The following is a 15,752-nucleotide window of genomic DNA, read 5'->3' on the forward strand; positions in this document are numbered from 1 at the left end:
TCCTTAAAGGAGTGCGGCACATGTCAAAAGGGCATTCGCTACAAGACCCTTACTTGAATACTTTACGTAAAGAGAAAGTGGGGGTTTCCATCTACCTGGTCAACGGGATCAAACTGCAAGGCACGATCGAGTCTTTCGACCAGTTCGTTATCCTGCTGAAAAACACCGTTAGCCAAATGGTTTACAAACACGCTATCTCTACAGTGGTGCCGGTTCGTCCAATTCGTCTGCCTAGCGCAACCGAATCCGAAGCAGGTGACGCTGAGCCAGGTAACGCCTGATAGGAGTCTCCTTTGTTCTTTGAGCGCCACGGTGGTGGTGAACGGGCAATTCTCGTTCACTTGGATGGTCAGGACCCTGAGGCGCGCGAAGATCCGCAGGAGTTTCAGGAGTTGGCAATTTCGGCTGGCGCCGAGACCGTCGCGTTTTTTAACGTGCCGCGTCATCGGCCAACCGCCAAAACCCTGATCAGCAGTGGCAAGGTCGAAGAATTACGCGACCTGGTCAGCACCGAACAGGTCGATCTGGTGATTTTCAATCACATCCTCACGCCCAGTCAGGAACGTAACCTCGAACGTATTTTCGAGTGTCGCGTGATTGACCGCACGGGTTTGATTCTCGATATCTTCGCCCAACGCGCCCGCACCCATGAAGGCAAGCTCCAGGTTGAACTGGCCCAGCTTGAACACATGAGTACGCGGCTGGTTCGTGGCTGGACTCACCTTGAGCGGCAGAAGGGCGGTATCGGTCTGCGCGGCCCGGGTGAAACCCAGCTGGAAACCGACCGGCGCCTGTTGCGGGTTCGCCTGCGGCAGATCAAGGGGCGCCTGGAAAAGGTCCGCAGCCAGCGCGAGCAGTCTCGTCGCGGGCGCAAACGTGCTGACATCCCGACGGTTTCACTGGTGGGTTATACCAACGCCGGCAAATCGACGCTGTTCAACTCGGTCACCGATTCCGACGTCTTCGCCGCCGACCAGTTATTCGCTACCCTCGACCCGACCTTGCGCCGACTCGAACTCGACGACCTCGGGCCGATCGTGCTGGCCGACACCGTGGGCTTCATTCGCCATTTGCCGCACAAACTGGTCGAGGCATTTCGGGCTACTCTCGAAGAGTCGAGCAACTCCGACCTGCTGCTGCACGTGATCGATGCGCATGAGCCTGAGCGTATGGCCCAGATCGAACAGGTCATGGTGGTGCTCGGGGAGATCGGGGCACAAGACTTGCCGATCCTTGAGGTATACAACAAACTCGATTTGCTCGAGGGTGTTGAGCCGCAGATCCAGCGCGATGCCGATGGCAAACCGCAGCGGGTCTGGTTGTCGGCCAAGGACGGTAGCGGCCTGGACCTGCTCAAGCAGGCTGTGGCCGAACTGTTAGGCAGTGATTTGTTTGTTGGCACCTTGCGCTTGCCGCAACGTTTTGCTCGACTGCGTGCGCAGTTTTTCGAACTCGGTGCGGTGCAAAAAGAAGAACACGACGAAGAAGGCATCAGCTTGCTGGCCGTTCGCTTGCCACGGATCGAACTGAATCGACTCGTGAGCCGCGAAGGTCTGCAACCGATGGAATTCATCGAGCAACACACTTTGCAATAAAAGCCTGAGAAAGCGGTTGTGCCGTGGTGACAGGCATTCTGTAGCATTGGTCGGCGCGCCGTGGGTGCGTCTTTGCTTTATCAGATGGAGAGCGCTATGGCTTGGAATGAGCCGGGTGGCAACTCGAATAATCAGGATCCTTGGGGTGGCAAGCGCCGCAATAACGGCGACCGCAAGGGACCACCGGATCTCGACGAGGCCTTCCGAAAGCTGCAGGAAAGCCTGAACGGGTTGTTCGGTGGTGGTAAAAAACGCGGTGACGAGGGCGGTGGTTCGGGCAAGAGTGGCGGCTTCGGCGGCCTGCTCGGCATCGGCCTGGTCGTGCTGGCGGCTGTGTGGCTGTACAGCGCTGTCTACGTGGTCGACGAGCAGGAGCAAGCCGTAGTGCTGCGCTTCGGCAAATACTATGAAACCGTCGGCCCGGGCCTGAACATCTATTTCCCGCCGATCGATCGAAAGTACATGGAAAACGTCACGCGTGAGCGTGCCTATACCAAGCAGGGTCAAATGCTGACTGAAGACGAAAACATCGTCGAAGTGCCGCTGACCGTGCAGTACAAGATCAGCAACCTGCAGGACTTCGTGCTGAACGTCGATCAGCCGGAAATCAGCCTGCAACATGCGACCGACAGTGCCTTGCGTCACGTGGTGGGTTCTACCGCCATGGATCAGGTGCTGACCGAAGGTCGTGAATTGATGGCCAGCGAAATCAAGGAGCGTCTGCAACGCTTCCTCGATACCTATCGCACCGGTATCACCGTCACCCAGGTCAACGTACAGAGCGCAGCTGCACCGCGTGAAGTTCAGGAAGCCTTCGATGACGTGATCCGCGCCCGTGAAGACGAGCAGCGTTCGCGCAACCAGGCTGAAACCTACGCCAACGGTGTTGTGCCGGAAGCCCGTGGTCAGGCCCAGCGCATCCTCGAGGATGCCAACGGTTACCGCGACGAGACTGTCTCCCGCGCCAAGGGTGAGGCCGATCGCTTCACCAAGCTGGTAGCCGAGTATCGCAAGGCCCCTGAAGTCACCCGCCAGCGTCTGTACCTGGACACCATGCAGGAAATCTTCAGCAACACCAGCAAGGTTCTCGTGACCGGCAACAAGGATGGCCAGAACAATCTGCTGTACTTGCCGCTGGACAAGATGATCGACAGTGGCCGCAGCCCCGGTGCTCCGGTGACCGGCGCAGCAGCCAGCAGCAATGAAGTGAATGCGCGTGCGGCAGCTGATCTGCAGCAACAGCAAGCACGTACCAGGGAGAGTCGCTGATGAGCAATAAATCGCTGATCGCCCTTATTATCGGCGTCGTCGTGGCGATCGTTGCCTGGAACTGCTTCTACATCGTGGCTCAGACCGAGCGCGCGGTGATGCTGCAGTTCGGTCGCGTGGTCCAGGCCGATGTTCAGCCGGGCCTGCATGTGAAAGTGCCTTACGTGAACAAGGTGCGCAAATTCGACGCGCGCCTGATGACACTGGATGCACCGACACAGCGCTTTCTGACGCTGGAAAAGAAAGCAGTAATGGTCGATGCCTACGCCAAGTGGCGCGTGAAAGATGCCGAGCGCTTCTACACCGCGACTTCCGGCCTCAAGCAGATTGCCGACGAGCGTCTTTCCCGTCGTCTGGAGTCGGGCCTGCGTGACCAGTTCGGTAAGCGCACCCTGCACGAAGTGGTGTCCGGTGAGCGTGATGCGCTGATGGCTGACATCACCAATTCGCTGAACAAGATGGCGGAAAAAGAGCTGGGCATTGAAGTTGTCGATGTCCGGGTCAAAACCATCGACCTGCCGAAGGAAGTGAACCGCAGCGTGTTCGAACGTATGAGCACCGAGCGTGAGCGTGAAGCTCGCGAGCACCGCGCCAAGGGTAACGAGCTGGCTGAAGGCATCCGTGCCGACGCCGACCGTCAGCGCCGCGTGCTGCTGGCTGAAGCCTATCGTGAGTCCGAAGAGGTTCGCGGTGACGGCGACGCCCAGGCTGCTGCGATCTACTCCAAGGCATACGGCCAGGATCAGGAGTTCTACGCGTTCTACCGTAGCCTGCGTGCCTACCGTGAAAGCTTCGCGAACAAATCCGACGTCATGGTCCTGGACCCGGGCAGCGACTTCTTCCGTTACCTGGAAAAAGCCAAGCCTTGATGCGGCGTTGACCTGAATCATCCCCCGCCTGGCGGCTAAAGCCTCGGGCGGGGTGATCCTTTGGGAAAACGTGTGTATGATGCGGCAGCCGGGAAATTCCCGGCTTTTTTGCGTCTGCACGTTTGATTGCTGTTTTTATGCAGGCGCCCGAGTTGAATGACTCGACAGGTTTTTCGAGGAAAATGGTTGGCGAAGCCGATTTCAGGCTTTTCGCCCCGTTGTTCATGCGCGTGGTTTGCACATGAGCCGATCATTTTCTGCTTCACTCAAGGCTCGCCCAAAGGCTTGTCGCCCGGATCATAGGGGAATGGCGTAATGGCAACGGTAGACCGCTGGCTGCTGCCAGATGGCATCGAAGAAGTACTGCCACCAGAAGCTGCGCGCATCGAAGTAGCGCGTCGCCAGGTGTTGGATCTGTTCCAGAGCTGGGGTTACGAGTTTGTCGTGACTCCCCATATCGAGTACCTGGAATCCCTGCTGACCGGCGCGGGTTCGGATCTTGATCTGCGTACCTTCAAGGTCATCGACCCGCAGTCGGGCCGGCAGATGGGTTTCCGTGCCGACATCACGCCGCAAGTGGCGCGCATCGATGCGCACACCCTGCGTCGCGAAGGTCCAAGTCGTCTGTGCTATGCCGGTAGTGTGCTGCATGCTCAGCCGCGTGCCTTGTCGTCCTCGCGCAGCCCGATTCAACTGGGTGCCGAGTTGTACGGCGATGCCAGCCCGAGCAGCGACGTGGAAGTCATCAGCCTGATGCTGGCCATGCTGCAACTGGCCGATGTGCCGGATGTGCACATGGACCTCGGCCATGTCGGCATCTATCGCGGCCTGGCCCGCGCCGCCGGTTTGTCCGGCGAAGTCGAGCAACAGTTGTTCGATGCGTTGCAACGTAAAGCCATCGACGAGGTCATTACCTTGACCGAAGGCCTGCCTGCCGATCTGTCGGGCATGCTGCGAGCGCTGGTCGACCTGTGTGGTGGTCGTGAAGTGTTGAGCGCAGCGCGTGAGCGTCTGGCCAATGCGCCGGCACCCGTGCTGGCGGCCCTGGACGATTTGCTGGCGATTGCCGAGCGTCTGTCCACGCGTTTCCCGGAATTACCGCTGTATTTCGACCTGGGCGAGTTGCGCGGTTACCACTACCACACCGGTGTAGTGTTCGCCGTGTTCGTACCGGGTGTTGGCCAGTCCATTGCCCAGGGCGGTCGTTACGACGACATCGGTGCCGACTTCGGTCGTGCCCGTCCGGCAACTGGTTTCTCTACCGATTTGAAAACCCTGGTGACCCTGGGGCGTGCTGAAATCGAGCTACCGTCTGGCGGTATCTGGATGCCTGACAGTACGGATGCAGCTCTCTGGCAGCAGGTTTGCCAGTTGCGCAGTGAGGGTCAGCGTGTCGTTCAGGCATTGCCTGGGCAATTTTTGGCCGCCGCCCGTGAAGCGGACTGCGACCGGCAATTGATTCAGCAGAACGGGCTTTGGCAAGTATTGCCGCTGGCTTCTTGAGTTTTCCTGCCGGCCGCCGCCGGCACCAAGTTTGCGCGAATGAGGACAAGTGTTATGGGTAAGAATGTCGTAGTCCTGGGCACCCAATGGGGTGATGAGGGCAAAGGCAAGATCGTTGATCTGCTGACCGAACATGCTGCCGCCGTAGTGCGCTACCAAGGTGGCCACAACGCTGGCCACACCCTGGTGATCGACGGCGAAAAAACCGTCTTGCACCTGATCCCCTCGGGCGTGCTGCGCGAAGGCGTGCAGTGCCTGATCGGTAACGGCGTGGTGGTTGCACCCGACGCTCTGCTGCGGGAAATCATCAAGCTGGAAGAGAAAGGCGTACCGGTGCGCGAGCGCCTGCGTATCAGCCCGTCCTGCCCGCTGATCCTGTCCTACCACGTAGCGCTGGACCAGGCCCGTGAAAAGGCTCGTGGCGAGCTGAAGATCGGTACTACCGGTCGCGGCATCGGCCCGGCTTACGAAGACAAGGTTGCCCGTCGCGGTCTGCGCGTAGGTGATCTGCTCAACATGCCGCGCTTTGAAGCCAAGCTGCGTGAACTGGTGGAATACCACAACTTCATGTTGGTCGGTTTCTACAAAGAACCAGCCATTGACTTCGACAAGACCCTGGCCGAGTGCAAAGAATACGCTGAACTGCTCAAGCCGCTGATGCTGGACGTGACTGCCGAGCTGCACGACCTGCGTCGTGCTGGCAAAGACATCATGTTCGAAGGCGCCCAAGGTTCGTTGCTGGACATCGACCACGGTACCTACCCGTACGTGACCAGCTCTAACACCACCGCTGGCGGCGTTGCTACCGGTTCGGGCGTTGGTCCCATGTTCCTGGACTACATCCTGGGTATCACCAAGGCTTACACCACACGTGTAGGTTCGGGTCCATTCCCGACTGAGCTGTTCGATGAAGTCGGTGCGCACCTGGCTAAACAAGGTCACGAGTTCGGCGCGACTACCGGCCGTGCTCGTCGTTGTGGCTGGTTTGACGCCGTTATCCTGCGTCGCGCTATCGATGTGAACAGCATCTCGGGCATCTGCCTGACCAAGCTGGATGTACTCGACGGTCTGGAAACCATCAACATCTGCGTCGGCTACAAAGATGCAGAAGGTAAGGACGTTGCCCCGACTGACGCTGACAGCTACATGGGTCTGCAGCCGGTGTACGAAGAAGTGCTGGGTTGGACAGAGTCGACCGTGGGTGCCAAAACTCTGGAAGAGCTGCCAGCTAACGCCCGTGCTTACATCAAGCGCGTTGAAGAGCTGATCGGTGCGCCGATCGACATTATTTCGACGGGCCCGGACCGCAACGAAACCATCGTTCTGCGTCACCCGTTCGCTTAATAAGTCGTTGATGTAAAACACGAAGGCCCCTTAATTGGGGCCTTTGTCGTTTATGCCTGTCGAACGGCATGACCTTTGCTGGGAACATTGAAAAAGCATCGTTTCTGACGTGCTATCAATTTGATGGCGTCAAAGCAGAGGGATTTTCAGTGTCGGCCGTTCTCTCACTGTTACAAAGCCGTCTCTTGCGGCCCGTGTTCGTTACCCTTGGTATCGCCCTTTTGGTGCAGGTGCTGGTGGCTGTCGCTCTGACCCGGAGCACAGTGACTGCGCTGGAAGCTGATTTGGGTATGCGGCTGGACGCCGACAGCCAAAAGCTCTCTGGTGAGCTTGAGCAGGCAGGACGTGAAGTCACGTCGAGCCTGGATAGCCTGTCGACCAGTACTCGTCAGCGCTTGACCTCCGGGCTGTCTTCGCGTCTGAAGGACGAGCAGGCGCAGTTGCGTACGACGCTGGAGAAGGACCTGAAGGATTCGGCCAACGATATGGCGCAGCTTCTGGCCTCGGTCGCACCCCGCGCCATGTGGGACAGCGACATTCCCACCCTCTCCGAATTCGCTCGCCGTGCCCAGCGTAATCCCAATGTGTTGTTCGTGGTCTACGACGACGCCACGGGCCAGCACCTGACGCGCTACCTCAACCGGGAGAACCCGATCAACAAGGCGCTTCTGGAAAAAGGCCAGGGCGAGCGGGCGTTGGACAAGGTCCTGGATGCGGCGAAGAACGATCCGTCGGTCTACTACCTTGAAGCCTCGATCAACCCCAATGGGGTGGAGATCGGCAAAGTTTTGATGGGCGTCTCGACCGCCTCCGTGGAAACCGATCTGGCGGCACTGGACAAGCGCTTCTCGGCGCTGATCGCCAGCAGCGATCAATTGGTGGGCGACAGCCTCAAAGGCGCAGCGGCTGACAGCGCAACGGCGATGCGCGGGCGTCTGCAATCGGCGCAGTCCACCGCCACTGAAATGAAAGCCAATACCACCACTGCCGTGCAGGAAGCTGCGGGGACTTTGCGCTGGCGCATTGGCATGGGCTTGTCGCTAGTGGGTTTTGGTGTGCTGCTGTTGCTGGCGGTGGTGCTCGGTCGTCGCGTGGTCAACCGCTTGAAGCTGCTGATCGCCGCCATGGATGACCTGGCGGCAGGTGAGGGCGATCTGACCAAGCGTGTGCAGATCAACAGCCAGGATGAGATCGGCGACATGGCCTCGGCGGTCAATCGCTTTGTGGATAAGTTGCAGCCGATCGTGCGGGAGGCGGGCGATGTGGCTCAGCGTACCGGCGTGGAAATTGGTGCCATGACTTTGCGCAATGCGGGTGCCGATGCCGCGGCGGGCATGCAGCGCGATGAAGTGGCCGAAAGCTTGCGCGCGTTGTCGCAAATGGCTGACGAAGCTCAGTCTGAAAGCCACGCCATGCAGGCCGCTTTGAAGCAAGTGGTGGACATTCGTCAGGCCACGGATGAAAACACTCGGACCTCGGCGAAAGTCGGCAGCCTGATCGAAGCGTTGGCCGGACAAGTCGACACCGGCGCGAAAGTCATCGAGCGTCTGGCGCAGCAGAGTGAGCAGATTGAAGTGGTGCTGACGGTGATTCACGGGATCGCCGAGCAAACCAACTTGCTGGCATTGAACGCGGCCATTGAGGCGGCACGTGCCGGCGAGACCGGTCGCGGGTTTGCTGTCGTGGCGGATGAGGTACGGGCACTGGCGAGCAAGACTCAGAGCTCAACTGGCGACATTCAGGCTCACATCGTTGCGTTGCAGCAGGGTGCGCGCGAGGCTGTTGCAGCGATTGGTCAGGCCGGACGTCAGGCCAGCGAAGGTTTGCTGGTGTTGCGCGACAGTGCGCGGTTGCAGCAGTCGGTGCAGGCGTCGGTCGAGCAGGTGCATGCGGCGATCGGTCTGGCGACCCAGGCCGCGGCGCATCAAGCGCAAGGTGCGCAGGCAGTGCGGGGGCGGGTTGAGACCATTCATGTGCAGGCTGAGAAGGCTGCTCAGGCGGTGGTGGAGACCACGGCGAGTGGCAAGGTGCTGGATGGCTTGGCGGCGCAGTTGAAGGCGAGTCTGGGGCAGTTCAGGGCTTAAGTTTTGTATTGTTTGTGCGGACGCCATCGCGGGCAAGCCCGCTCCCACAGGTACTTCTGTGAGCTCACAATTTTGTGTGTAACAGAAGACACTGTGGGAGCGGGCTTGCCCGCGATAGCGATCTCAGCGGCTCAAATACATCCGAGTCGTTAGGAGATAGACCGGCAGCCCCGACACCACAATCAACAATGCCGCATAAGGCGCCGCCGCCGCAAACTCCACATTTGCGGTATGCGCCCAGACTTCCGTCGCCAGCGTATTGAGCCCGGTCGGACTCAGCAGCAGCGTTGCCGTCAGTTCCTTCATCGCATCCAGAAACACCAATGCAAACGCTGCCCCCAAGGCAGGGAAGATTATCGGCAACGTCACCCGACAAAACGCGCTGAAGGACGACGCTCCCAGCGTGCGTGCGGCCTCTTCCAGTTGCGGCGCTGCCTTGTTCAGCGCGGTGCGAATCGGCGCTTGAGCCAGCGGCAGAAACAACAGCGCATAAGCAATCAGCAGCAGCGCCGAGGTCTGGTACAGCACCGGCACATAATGCAGGGCGAAATACACCAGGGTCAGCGCAATCACCAATCCCGGCAGTGCATGCAGCAGATACGGCAGGCGCTCGGCCCAGATTGCCAGTCGGCCTTTATGACGCACTACCAGCAGCCCCACCGGCACCGCCAGCACCAGGCACAGCGCCGCGCCACCAAGCGACAGCGCCAAGGAAGACAACAGCGCCTCGCTGATAGCCGCCACCGGGAATGCTGCCGATGAGCCAACCGCCAGCCAATACGCAAGCATCCCCAACGGAATACCGCTGCCGATGATTGCCAGTGCCAGGCAATAAAGTTGTCCGGCACCAGACCAATGTCCTAGGTGAACCTGCTGCGCATGTCGCGCCGCGCCCTGACCGGTGCGCACATGTCGGCCCTTGCCGCGCACGCGTAGCTCCAGCCATAGCAGCACCAGACACAGCACCAGCAGCACCGCCGAAAGCATCGCTGCGTTAGCGTTGCTGAACTCCAGCTCGAACTGTTGGTAGATCGCTGTCGTGAATGTCTGCAGGCCGATGATCGATAGCGCGCCGAACTCCACCAGCATGTGCAGCGCAATCAGCAGCGAACCGGCCAGCAGTGACGGCCAGAGCAAAGGCAGGGTGATTTTAAAGAACACGCCCCAGCGATTCTGCCCCAGGGTTCGTGCGGACTCCTCCAGGGACGGATCGAGATTGCGCAGGGTTGCCGCCACTGGCAGAAAAATCAGCGGGTATTTGGACAGGGTCATCACCAGGATCGCGCCGCCTAGCCCTTCGAAGTGAGCGCTCAGGGAGACCCAGGTGAAGCTGCTGACAAACGCTGGCACCGCGAACGGCAGACACAGGATCACGCCCCACAGCCGTCGCCCCGGCAGATTACTGCGTTCCAACAACCAGGCGAGCGACAAGCCAATCACGCCGCAGGCCAGCGTGACGCCGATCATCAGCGCCAGCGTATTGCGCAGCAGGCCAAACACGTAGGGCCGCCACAACAGATGCAGCGCCTCGGCCCAGCCGGCTTGCCACGTCTTGAGGCCGACATAAGCCAGTGGCAATAGACTGAGCACCACCAACAGCAAAACCGGCAACAACAACCAGATCGACGGCCGCTTGCGCCGTGGCACGTAGCCCCCGCGCAAGGCGGGGGCAGATAACGATGCGCTCATCAGTTCAAGCCAACGTCACGTTCCAGGTCCAGGGCTTCTTCGGCGTTGCCGAGATCGGCTGGCGTGACTTTCGGCGCTTGCAGTTCGTTGAACGGCTTGAGGCCACGATCCGATTCCATGCCTTTGTGCAGCGGGTATTCGGCGGTGGTCTGGGTGATCACGCGCTGACCTTCTTCGCTGGCCATGTAGGCGAGGAATTGCTGGGCCTCTTTTGGATGTTTGCTGGATTTCAGTACCGCAGCGCTGGAAACGGTGATCAACCCGCCGACGTCGCCGCCGGTGAAGTAATGCAGTTTCGAATCGAGCTGGCCTTTTTCACGCTGCAAGGCGAACCAGTAGTAATTGTTCACCAGTACGGTGGCGACTTCGCCGTTTTCCACAGCCTTCAGCGCGACCATGTTGTTGCTGTAGGTCTTGCCGAAAGCGCGCAGGCCGGTCAGCCATTCTTCGGCCGCATCCATGCCGTGCACTTTGATGATTGCTACAGCCTGTTCCTGGAATGCGCCGCTGGTGGGCACGAAGCCGACCTTGCCTTGCCATTTCGGATCAGAGAACTCCATTACTGACTTGGGCAGGTCTTTTTCATCGATCAACTTGGGATTGAACGCAACCACGCGGACTCGCGCAGTGATACCGATCCAGGTGCCGTTGCCGGCAACGTAGTCCTTGGGCAGAACGGCGAGGGTAGTAGCGTCGGTTTTCGCCAGCAGGCCTTGTTCGCCGAGTTTGTTCAGTGGTGGGGATTCTTCGGTGTAGATCACGTCGGCGGGGGAGCGATCGCCTTCTTCGGCGATCTGGCTGGCGAGCTGGTTGCTGCTGCCCTTGCGCACATTGACGTGAGTCCCGGTCTTGGCTTCGAAGGCTTTGGCGACGGCGTCGCCGACTTCCTTGTGTTGGCCGTTGTAGAGTGTCAGGGAAACCGGATCGGCGGCTTGGGTGAGGGGAGTGGCGAGTGTCAGGCCGAGCAGGGTAATGGTCAGGCCGCGGCGCAGGGTATTTCGAAACATCATTCGCAGGGTTCCTCACTGTCGCATTGCAAAAACTTGTAACAATGATAAACGATATTGTTTCTCATGTGCGTCTTGCGGGTCTGAGGAGTGTTTGCTAGAGGGGGTGGGCAGGCTTAATGATCTCCCGTAGGAGCTGCCGAAGGCTGCGATCTTTTGATCTTGATTGTTGGCGCAGCTGAATCGCTGAAGATCAAAAGATCGCAGCCTTCGGCAGCTCCTACAGAGGCCGTACTGACATGTTCGTGGGGGTTTTCGAAAGCCAGAAACGCAAAAACCCGCTTTCGCGGGTTTCTGTGAAATTCAAGATCGTGACCTTGAATTTGAATTGGTGCCCAGAAGAAGACTCGAACTTCCACGACCTTGCGGTCACCAGCACCTGAAGCTGGCGTGTCTACCAATTTCACCATCTGGGCATAATCTTCAGCGTTGCCGCTGTTGATGTGGCGCACTATACGGAGAGCATTTTGATCTGTAAACCCCTGATTTAGTTTTAATAAACCGGAAGCTTAAAATGCAAAAACCCGCTTTCGCGGGTTTTTGTGTGAGCCTTGAAATTGTTCTAATCTCAAGCTCGAAATTGGTGCCCAGAAGAAGACTCGAACTTCCACGACCTTGCGGTCACCAGCACCTGAAGCTGGCGTGTCTACCAATTTCACCATCTGGGCAGTATCGGCAGCGCGTGTGCGTCGTCGATGGCGCGCACTATACGGAGCGTCTTTTTAACTGTAAACCCCCGGAATAGAAAAAACCTGGAAAATTTCTCCAGTGGTATTCAAATCAGCTTTGCGATGTCGATAAAGGGCTTTAGATGGGCTGTCATAGCCTGAAATTTCCCGTTTCATTACGCCTATGCCAAACTAACCCGCATATAGACAAGGTGAAAACTCTCTAATGGCCGATTGGCAGTCCCTCGATCCCGAGGCCGCTCGTGAAGCGGAAAAATATGAAAACCCTATTCCTAGCCGCGAACTGATCCTTCAGCACCTTGCTGATCGAGGTTCGCCTGCTAACCGCGAGCAGCTGGTCGAAGAGTTTGGTCTGACCACAGAAGACCAGATCGAAGCCCTGCGTCGCCGCCTGCGCGCCATGGAGCGCGACGCTCAACTCATCTATACCCGTCGCGGCACTTATGCGCCGGTGGACAAGCTCGACCTGATCCTGGGCCGCATCAGCGGTCACCGTGACGGCTTCGGCTTCCTGGTCCCGGACGACGGCAGTGACGACCTGTTCATGAGCCCGGGGCAAATGCGCCTGGTGTTCGATGGCGACCGTGCCCTGGCCCGTGTTTCCGGCCTCGACCGTCGCGGTCGCCGCGAAGGCATGATCGTTGAAGTGGTGTCCCGTGCCCACGAGACTATCGTCGGTCGTTACTTCGAAGAGGGCGGTATCGGTTTTGTCGTCGCGGACAATCCGAAGATCCAGCAAGAAGTGCTGGTGACGCCGGGCCGCAACGCCAACGCCCAGATCGGTCAGTTCGTCGAAGTGAAGATCACCCACTGGCCGACGCCACGCTTCCAGCCGCAAGGCGACGTGGTCGAAGTCGTGGGTAACTACATGGCGCCGGGCATGGAAATCGATGTCGCCCTGCGCACCTACGATATTCCTCATGTCTGGCCTGAAGCGGTGCTCAAAGAAGCCGCCAAGCTCAAGCCGGAAGTCGAAGAGAAAGACAAAGAGAAGCGCATCGACCTGCGCCATCTGCCGTTCGTGACCATCGACGGTGAAGATGCGCGCGACTTCGATGACGCGGTCTACTGCGAAGCCAAACCGGGCAAGCTGCGCCTGTTCTCCGGTGGCTGGAAGTTGTACGTGGCGATTGCCGACGTTTCCAGCTACGTGAAAATCGGTTCGGCACTGGATAACGAATCCCAGGTTCGTGGCAACTCGGTGTACTTCCCCGAGCGCGTCGTGCCGATGCTGCCTGAGCAGCTGTCCAACGGTCTGTGCTCGCTGAACCCGCACGTCGATCGCCTGGCCATGGTCTGCGAGATGACCATCTCCAAATCCGGCGAGATGACCGACTACTGCTTCTACGAAGCGGTGATCCACTCCCATGCCCGCCTGACCTATAACAAGGTCAGCGCCATGCTGGAGACGCCGAAAGCTACCGAAGCGCGTCAGCTTCGTGGTGAATACACCGACGTCCTGCCGCACCTCAAGCAGCTGTACGCGCTGTACAAGGTTCTGCTGGCGGCCCGTCACGTGCGCGGCGCGATCGATTTCGAAACGCAGGAAACCCGGATCATCTTCGGTTCCGAGCGCAAGATTGCCGAAATCCGCCCGACCGTTCGCAACGACGCCCACAAGCTGATCGAGGAATGCATGCTGGCGGCCAACGTGGCCACTGCCGAATTCCTGAAAAAGCACGAAATCCCAGCGTTGTATCGTGTCCATGACGGCCCGCCACCGGAGCGTCTGGAAAAACTGCGCGCCTTCCTTGGCGAGCTCGGCCTGTCCCTGCACAAAGGCAAGGATGGTCCGTCGCCGAAGGATTACCAGGCTTTGCTGGCCAGCATCAAGGACCGTCCGGATTTCCACCTGATCCAGACCGTCATGCTGCGTTCGTTGAGCCAAGCGGTGTACAGCGCTGATAACCAGGGCCACTTCGGCCTGAATTACGAAGCCTATACCCACTTCACTTCGCCGATTCGCCGCTACCCGGACTTGCTCACGCACCGGGCGATTCGCAGCGTCATCCATTCGAAAATGGACACCCCGCACGTTCGCCGTGCCGGCGCGATGATCATTCCGAAAGCGCGCATCTATCCGTACGACGAAGCGATCCTGGAGCAGCTCGGCGAGCAGTGCTCGATGAGCGAGCGCCGTGCCGACGAAGCGACCCGCGACGTAGTGAACTGGCTCAAGTGCGAGTTCATGAAAGACCGCGTGGGCGAATCGTTCCCGGGTGTGATCACCGCCGTGACCGGTTTCGGGCTGTTCGTCGAACTGACCGACATTTACGTCGAAGGCCTGGTGCACGTCACCGCGCTGCCGGGTGATTACTACCACTTCGATCCTGTACACCACCGCCTCGCCGGTGAGCGTACCGGTCGCAGCTTCCGCCTTGGCGACACGGTTGAAGTGCGCGTCATGCGCGTCGACCTCGACGAGCGCAAGATCGACTTTGAGATGGCTGAAAAAACCATCAGCGCGCCGATCGGCCGCAAGAAGCGTGGGGCTGAAACTACTGCGCCTGCTGCCAAATCCGTCGCAGAACCGGCGCCGGCGAAAACCGGCCGTCGTCCTGCCAAGGAAAAGGCTGTCGAAGCCTATCGCCCGAGCGATGCCGCGGCAAAAAATGCCGAGTTGCGCAAAAGTCGTGAACTGAAACAGGCGTTGCTGTCTGAAGCGAAAAGCGGCGGTAAAGCGGCGTCTGGGGGAAAGACCGGGCGGTCGGCGCCTGAGAAGGCCTCCGGCGGCAAGCCAGCAAAACCGAGCAAGCACCGTAAAGGCCCGCCAAAAGCGGGTTCCGCTCCAGCCGCCAGAAGCGGCGGGGCGCGTAAACCTAAGGCCAAGTCATGAGTCAGTTGGAAAAGATCTATGGCGTGCACGCTGTAGAAGCGTTGCTGCGTCACCACCCAAAACGCGTCAAGCAGATCTGGCTGGCTGAAGGCCGCAGTGATCCGCGGGTGCAGACGCTGATCGCACTCGCTGCCGAAAATCGCGTAGCGGTCGGTCAGGCTGAGCGTCGTGAGCTGGATGCGTGGGTAGAAGGTGTGCACCAGGGCGTGGTCGCGGACGTTAGTCCGAGTCAGGTCTGGGGCGAAGCGATGCTCGACGAATTGCTCGATCGTACCGAAGGCGCGCCGCTGTTGCTGGTGCTCGACGGCGTGACCGATCCGCACAACCTCGGCGCTTGCCTGCGTTCGGCCGATGCGGCCGGTGCGCTGGCGGTGATCGTGCCAAAGGACAAGTCAGCCACCCTGACCCCGACGGTGCGTAAAGTCGCCTGCGGCGCGGCGGAAGTGATTCCGTTGGTGGCGGTGACCAACCTGGCGCGCACCCTGGAAAAACTCAAGCAGCGTGGCTTGTGGGTCGTCGGTACGGCGGGCGAGGCTGAACAGGAGCTGTATCAGCAAGACCTGACCGGCCCGACCATCCTGATCATGGGCGCGGAAGGCAGCGGAATGCGCCGCCTGACTCGCGATCTTTGCGACTACCTGGTGCGTCTGCCAATGGCGGGCAGTGTCAGCAGTCTCAACGTTTCGGTAGCGACAGGCGTTTGCCTGTTCGAGGCCTTGCGCCAGCGCGGTGTCAAAGCTGCCGGGACCGCCAAGAAGTCCTGATCCGGTTGTAATCCCTGTGGGAGCGAGCCTGCTCGCGATAGCGGAGTTACATTCAGCATAAATGTTGAATGGTGCACCCCATCGCGAGCAGGCTCGCTCCCAC

The 15,752-nt window shown here is 59.4% G+C and carries 11 protein-coding genes and 2 tRNA genes; 9 read left to right on the plus strand and 4 right to left on the minus strand.

Annotation, left to right across the window (positions count from 1 at the left end; all coding sequences use genetic code 11):
- Positions 1 to 20: 20 nt before the first annotated feature.
- The 7 genes from hfq (at position 21) to KGB18_RS21085 (ending at position 8,664) form a co-directional block, all read left to right on the plus strand.
- Positions 21 to 281 (plus strand): RNA chaperone Hfq, encoded by a 261-nt coding sequence (gene hfq, locus KGB18_RS21055; RefSeq protein ID WP_007902656.1) that lies wholly within the window; start codon positions 21 to 23, stop codon positions 279 to 281.
- 12 nt (positions 282 to 293) lie between these two features.
- Entirely contained in the window at positions 294 to 1,595 is a 1,302-nt protein-coding gene (gene hflX, locus KGB18_RS21060; protein ID WP_123721493.1) for a ribosome rescue GTPase HflX, read from the plus strand.
- 96 nt (positions 1,596 to 1,691) lie between these two features.
- The gene (hflK, locus tag KGB18_RS21065) at positions 1,692 to 2,864 is read left to right on the plus strand and encodes an FtsH protease activity modulator HflK (RefSeq protein ID WP_038978711.1); all 1,173 of its coding nucleotides are present in this window, start codon (positions 1,692 to 1,694) and stop codon (positions 2,862 to 2,864) included.
- Entirely contained in the window at positions 2,864 to 3,733 is an 870-nt protein-coding gene (gene hflC / locus KGB18_RS21070) for a protease modulator HflC (RefSeq protein ID WP_038978712.1), read from the plus strand. The genes hflK and hflC overlap by 1 nt, the downstream gene beginning before the upstream one ends.
- A gap of 315 nt (positions 3,734 to 4,048) precedes the next feature.
- Complete coding sequence (locus tag KGB18_RS21075) at positions 4,049 to 5,236, plus strand: ATP phosphoribosyltransferase regulatory subunit (RefSeq protein ID WP_223570418.1); 1,188 nt, start codon at positions 4,049 to 4,051, stop codon at positions 5,234 to 5,236.
- Between the two features lie 54 nt (positions 5,237 to 5,290).
- On the plus strand, positions 5,291 to 6,580 hold the full coding sequence (locus tag KGB18_RS21080) for an adenylosuccinate synthase (protein WP_007902666.1): 1,290 nt from the start codon (positions 5,291 to 5,293) through the stop codon (positions 6,578 to 6,580).
- Positions 6,581 to 6,729: 149 nt separating this feature from the next.
- Complete coding sequence (locus KGB18_RS21085; RefSeq protein ID WP_123721727.1) at positions 6,730 to 8,664, plus strand: methyl-accepting chemotaxis protein; 1,935 nt, start codon at positions 6,730 to 6,732, stop codon at positions 8,662 to 8,664.
- 123 nt (positions 8,665 to 8,787) lie between these two features.
- On the opposite strand, the gene KGB18_RS21090 is transcribed toward KGB18_RS21085, so the two are convergent.
- The 4 genes from KGB18_RS21090 to KGB18_RS21105 form a co-directional block, all read right to left on the minus strand.
- Positions 8,788 to 10,353, minus strand: a complete 1,566-nt coding sequence (locus KGB18_RS21090) for an ABC transporter permease (protein WP_123721492.1) — start codon at positions 10,351 to 10,353, stop codon at positions 8,788 to 8,790.
- Positions 10,353 to 11,363 carry an extracellular solute-binding protein gene (locus KGB18_RS21095; protein WP_223570419.1) on the minus strand — a complete coding sequence of 337 codons (1,011 nt, stop codon included), beginning with the start codon at positions 11,361 to 11,363 and terminating at the stop codon, positions 10,353 to 10,355. The genes KGB18_RS21090 and KGB18_RS21095 overlap by 1 nt, the downstream gene beginning before the upstream one ends.
- A gap of 326 nt (positions 11,364 to 11,689) precedes the next feature.
- A tRNA-Leu gene (locus tag KGB18_RS21100) sits at positions 11,690 to 11,776 on the minus strand.
- Between the two features lie 165 nt (positions 11,777 to 11,941).
- Positions 11,942 to 12,028, minus strand: a tRNA-Leu gene (locus KGB18_RS21105).
- A gap of 226 nt (positions 12,029 to 12,254) precedes the next feature.
- Here KGB18_RS21105 and rnr point away from each other — a divergent pair.
- On the plus strand, positions 12,255 to 14,885 hold the full coding sequence (gene rnr, locus KGB18_RS21110) for a ribonuclease R (protein WP_123721491.1): 2,631 nt from the start codon (positions 12,255 to 12,257) through the stop codon (positions 14,883 to 14,885).
- Positions 14,882 to 15,649, plus strand: a complete 768-nt coding sequence (gene rlmB / locus KGB18_RS21115; protein WP_123358679.1) for a 23S rRNA (guanosine(2251)-2'-O)-methyltransferase RlmB — start codon at positions 14,882 to 14,884, stop codon at positions 15,647 to 15,649. Before rnr ends, rlmB begins: the two co-directional genes overlap by 4 nt.
- Positions 15,650 to 15,752: the final 103 nt, after the last annotated feature.

The organism is Pseudomonas sp. BF-R-26 (assembly GCF_019947395.1).
Classification (GTDB): domain Bacteria; phylum Pseudomonadota; class Gammaproteobacteria; order Pseudomonadales; family Pseudomonadaceae; genus Aquipseudomonas; species Aquipseudomonas farris.

What these genes read in the sequence shown, in the direction of transcription:
- rlmB (WP_123358679.1), top strand. Translation starts at nt 14,882, where the DNA reads ATGAGTCAGTTGGAAAAGATCTATGGCGTGCACGCTGTAGAAGCGTTG.
- hflK (WP_038978711.1), top strand. Translation starts at nt 1,692, where the DNA reads ATGGCTTGGAATGAGCCGGGTGGCAACTCGAATAATCAGGATCCTTGG.
- KGB18_RS21090 (WP_123721492.1), bottom strand. Translation starts at nt 10,353, where the DNA reads ATGAGCGCATCGTTATCTGCCCCCGCCTTGCGCGGGGGCTACGTGCCA.
- KGB18_RS21080 (WP_007902666.1), top strand. Translation starts at nt 5,291, where the DNA reads ATGGGTAAGAATGTCGTAGTCCTGGGCACCCAATGGGGTGATGAGGGC.
- hfq (WP_007902656.1), top strand. Translation starts at nt 21, where the DNA reads ATGTCAAAAGGGCATTCGCTACAAGACCCTTACTTGAATACTTTACGT.
- rnr (WP_123721491.1), top strand. Translation starts at nt 12,255, where the DNA reads ATGGCCGATTGGCAGTCCCTCGATCCCGAGGCCGCTCGTGAAGCGGAA.
- hflC (WP_038978712.1), top strand. Translation starts at nt 2,864, where the DNA reads ATGAGCAATAAATCGCTGATCGCCCTTATTATCGGCGTCGTCGTGGCG.
- KGB18_RS21095 (WP_223570419.1), bottom strand. Translation starts at nt 11,363, where the DNA reads ATGATGTTTCGAAATACCCTGCGCCGCGGCCTGACCATTACCCTGCTC.
- KGB18_RS21075 (WP_223570418.1), top strand. Translation starts at nt 4,049, where the DNA reads ATGGCAACGGTAGACCGCTGGCTGCTGCCAGATGGCATCGAAGAAGTA.